The sequence below is a fragment of the Dyella sp. 01N36 genome (genome assembly GCF_056399745.1).
Window position 1 is genome coordinate 1 of the sequence record NZ_JBFTRY010000287.1, and the last position, 3,333, is coordinate 3,333.

General features: G+C 65.0%; 5 protein-coding genes and 2 pseudogenes. All 7 read left to right on the top strand.

Annotated elements, in window-relative coordinates:
* A pseudogene (locus AC1DMG_RS21065) lies at nucleotides 1–342 on the top strand (FAD-dependent monooxygenase); the annotation flags it as partial.
* The gene (locus AC1DMG_RS21070) at nucleotides 335–754 is read left to right on the top strand and encodes a DUF3293 domain-containing protein (protein WP_477176019.1); all 420 of its coding nucleotides are present in this window, start codon (nucleotides 335–337) and stop codon (nucleotides 752–754) included. The pseudogene AC1DMG_RS21065 and the gene AC1DMG_RS21070, both read left to right, overlap by 8 nt.
* A gap of 101 nt (nucleotides 755–855) precedes the next feature.
* Entirely contained in the window at nucleotides 856–1,494 is a 639-nt protein-coding gene (ccmA, locus tag AC1DMG_RS21075) for a cytochrome c biogenesis heme-transporting ATPase CcmA (protein WP_477181047.1), read from the top strand.
* Nucleotides 1,491–2,177 (top strand): heme exporter protein CcmB, encoded by a 687-nt coding sequence (ccmB, locus tag AC1DMG_RS21080; protein ID WP_477176021.1) that lies wholly within the window; start codon nucleotides 1,491–1,493, stop codon nucleotides 2,175–2,177. Before ccmA ends, ccmB begins: the two co-directional genes overlap by 4 nt.
* 4 nt (nucleotides 2,178–2,181) lie before the next feature.
* Nucleotides 2,182–2,940, top strand: coding sequence for a heme ABC transporter permease (locus AC1DMG_RS21085; protein ID WP_477178224.1), 759 nt, complete (start codon nucleotides 2,182–2,184; stop codon nucleotides 2,938–2,940).
* The gene (gene ccmD / locus AC1DMG_RS21090; protein ID WP_441604008.1) at nucleotides 2,937–3,122 is read left to right on the top strand and encodes a heme exporter protein CcmD; all 186 of its coding nucleotides are present in this window, start codon (nucleotides 2,937–2,939) and stop codon (nucleotides 3,120–3,122) included. Before AC1DMG_RS21085 ends, ccmD begins: the two co-directional genes overlap by 4 nt.
* Before the next feature lie 21 nt (nucleotides 3,123–3,143).
* Nucleotides 3,144–3,333, top strand: a pseudogene (locus AC1DMG_RS21095) (cytochrome c maturation protein CcmE); the annotation flags it as partial.

Below are 3,333 nucleotides of genomic sequence, written 5' to 3' on the forward strand. Positions count from 1 at the left end.
TTCCAGCGCATCCGCCAGCCAAACAGCGACGCCATCGCGGCGATGGCGCTGGAAAACTACGTGGAAATGCGCGACTCGGTGGCCGATCCGCACTACCTCGCCAAGCGCGCGCTGGGCGCCCTGCTGGCCGAGCGTGCGCCGGAACACTTCATGGCGCGCTATCGCATGGTCACCTTCACCCATCTGCCGTACTCATATGCCTATGAGCGCGGTCGCGCGCAGGACGTGCTGCTGGACCAGTTGCTGCGTGGCTCGGCCGATGCGGCATCGGTCGATCTGAACGCCGCCGTCGCCGCCCTGCGCGCCACGCTTCCCGCCCTGCCCGATCTGCGGCATGGATGAGGCACTGCTTGCCGCGTACCGGGCCACCGATTACCGGGTGCGCCTGGCACGTGGCGGCTGGGTGACCATCCATATCGATCAACCTTTGCCAGCGGAACTGCGCGATCTCGCGCGGAACTTGCCATGGGGTTTCATCACGGCATGGCATCCATTTTCCAAGCGGGTGCCTCGCCCGGACAACCGGATCGCGCAGCGCGCCCTGCTGTTCGAGTTGCGCGCGCTGCCCGAAACCGTGGTCATTCGCGCCGGAACGGGCGCGAGCCCCGATGGTCGGTGGAAGGAGGCCAGCCTCTGGGTGGTCGGACCGGATGTCCCGGCACTCGACACGCTGGCCCGGCGATTTGGACAAATGGGCTACGTCCACGGCGGAGGCGCGACGCTGGCTCAGCTCCGTCTCACACCGCCGGCCTGAGCCATGCCCGCCACGCCAGAAATGCACCCTGATATCGCTGATTTGGCTGGCGTCACCCCGCCGCATGGACAAGCCTGCCGGGCATTGCGGACAATCGAGGGATGACCGCTTCCACCGCCGTCGCCCCGCCTCTGCTCGAGGCCAGGGCGCTCTCGTTTTACCGCCAGGACGAACCCGTGTTCGGCCCGCTGGACTTCTGCCTGCACGAGGGTGAAGTGGCCTTGGTGGAGGGCGACAACGGCAGCGGCAAGACCACCTTGCTGCGCATCMTCGCCGGATTGCTGCATATCGACGAAGGTTCGCTGGAATGGCGCGGCCAGGCGTGGCGGCGCGACGAGCATCTGGGAGACACGCAGTTCCTGGGTCATCACCTGGGGCTGAAGTCCGATCTCAGCGCGCGGGAGAACCTCGCCGTTGCAGCCGGCCTTTACGGCGCACGCGATGGACGCAGCGTCGATGACGTACTGGCCGACATCGGCCTCGCCGGTTACGAAGACGAACCCGTGCGCCGGCTTTCCGCCGGCCAGAAGAAACGCGCGGCGCTTGCGCGCCTGCTGTTGCTGCCGGCTACGCTGTGGCTGCTGGACGAACCGTACGCCAACCTCGATCGCACCGGCATTGAGCTGGTCAATCGCCTGCTTACCCAACACGCTGCCGCTGGCGGCGCCGCGCTGGTCACCAGCCATGGTGCGGTGAGCTTTCTCAACGGCGAGCCGAAACGGGTGCGCATGCACGCATGAATCACGCGCCGCTCGGTCCCGCCTGCGTCGCCGTCCTGCGCCGCGATCTCACCCTGGCCTGGCGTCGTCGTGGCGACATCGTCATGCCGGTGCTTTATGCGCTGATCGTCATCACACTGTTTCCGTTTGCGCTGGGACCGGAGGAGGCGCTGCTGCAGCGTATTGCCAGCGGCGCCGTGCTGGTGACCATGCTGCTGGCCATGCTGCTGGCGCTCGATGCCATGTTCCGCAGCGATATCGAAGACGGATCGCTCGAACAACTCATCCTTTCACCCCAGCCGCTGGCACTCATGCTTGGCATGAAAATTCTTGCGCACTGGATCACTACGGCTTTGCCGCTCATCGTCATCGCGCCTTTACTGGCGGGCATGCTGCATCTGCCGACCGCGGTAATGCCGGTACTGGTCTATGCGCTGCTGCTCTCCACACCACTGCTGAGCCTGCTCGGCGCCGTGCTGGTGGCGCTCACGGCCGGCAGCAGGCGCTCTGGTATGCTGCTGGCGCTGATGCTGCTGCCGCTGTGCGTACCCGTGGTGATCTTTGCCGCCGGCGCTGTCGCCGCGGCTCAACAAGGGCTGCCGTGGCTCGCGCCCATCGCCTGGCTGGGCGCCGCGCTGGTCATGGCCCTGGTGCTTGCCCCCCTGGCGTGCGCCACCGCCCTCCGCATAGCTCTGGACGCTTAAGACAATGGCCAACTGGATACCCTTGTGGGTACACAAGCTCAGCTCGCCACCGAACTTCTATCGGTTTGCCGGCACGCTGCGACCCTGGGCCCTGGGCCTCGCCCTGTTGACGGGTGCAGTTGCGCTATACGGCGGCCTGGTGCTCGCGCCCGCCGACTATCAGCAAGGTGACGCCTACCGCATCATCTTCATCCATGTGCCCTGCGCGTGGATGAGCCTGTTCATCTATGGACTGATGGCGGTGGCCTCGTTTATTTCGCTGGTATGGCGCATCAAGCTGGCCGAAGTGGTGGCGATGGAATCGGCGCCGATCGGCGCGGCCTTCACCTTTGTCACGCTGGTGACCGGTTCGCTTTGGGGCAAGCCGATGTGGGGCACCTGGTGGACCTGGGATGCACGCCTCACCTCCGAGTTGGTGCTGCTGTTCCTTTATCTGGGTGTGATCGGCCTGTATCACTCCTTCGAAGATCGTCGCCAGGGTGCGCGTGCCGCCGCTTTCCTCGCCATCATCGGCATCATCAATGTGCCGATCGTGCATTTCTCGGTGAACTGGTGGAACACGCTGCACCAGGGTTCCACGATTCGCATTCTCGGTCCGTCCAAGATCAGCACCGCCATGCTGTGGCCRCTGCTCACCATGATGGCCGCCACCAAGTTCTATTACGTCGCCAGCCTGTTCGGTCGCGTGCGTACCGACCTGCTGTCGATGGAGAGCGGCAAGGACTGGGTGAAGCAGATCGCACAGCGCGAGGGACAGGCATGAGCGCGTTCTTCGCCATGGGCGGCTACGCCATGTATGTGTGGCCTGCCTACGCGGTGTTCTTCATCGTGCTGATCGCCGACTACATCAATCCGTGGCTGCGCCGCCGCCGCAACCTGCGCGAGCTGCGCGGCCGCATGGCGCGTCAGGCGGCCCGTCAGCAACGCAACCCTTCAGCGCCCTAAGACGCACCTACGCGAATGAGCATGAACCCCACACGCAAGCGCAGGCTTACCATTGTTCTACTCGTGATAGCCGCCGCCGTGGTGGCGGTGGCGCTGATCGTGTTCGCCCTGCAGCAGAACATGAACTACCTGTTCACGCCCAGCCAGGTGCAGACCGGACAAGCCACCAGCTACAAAACCTTCCGCCTTGGCGGCATGGTCAAATCCGGGT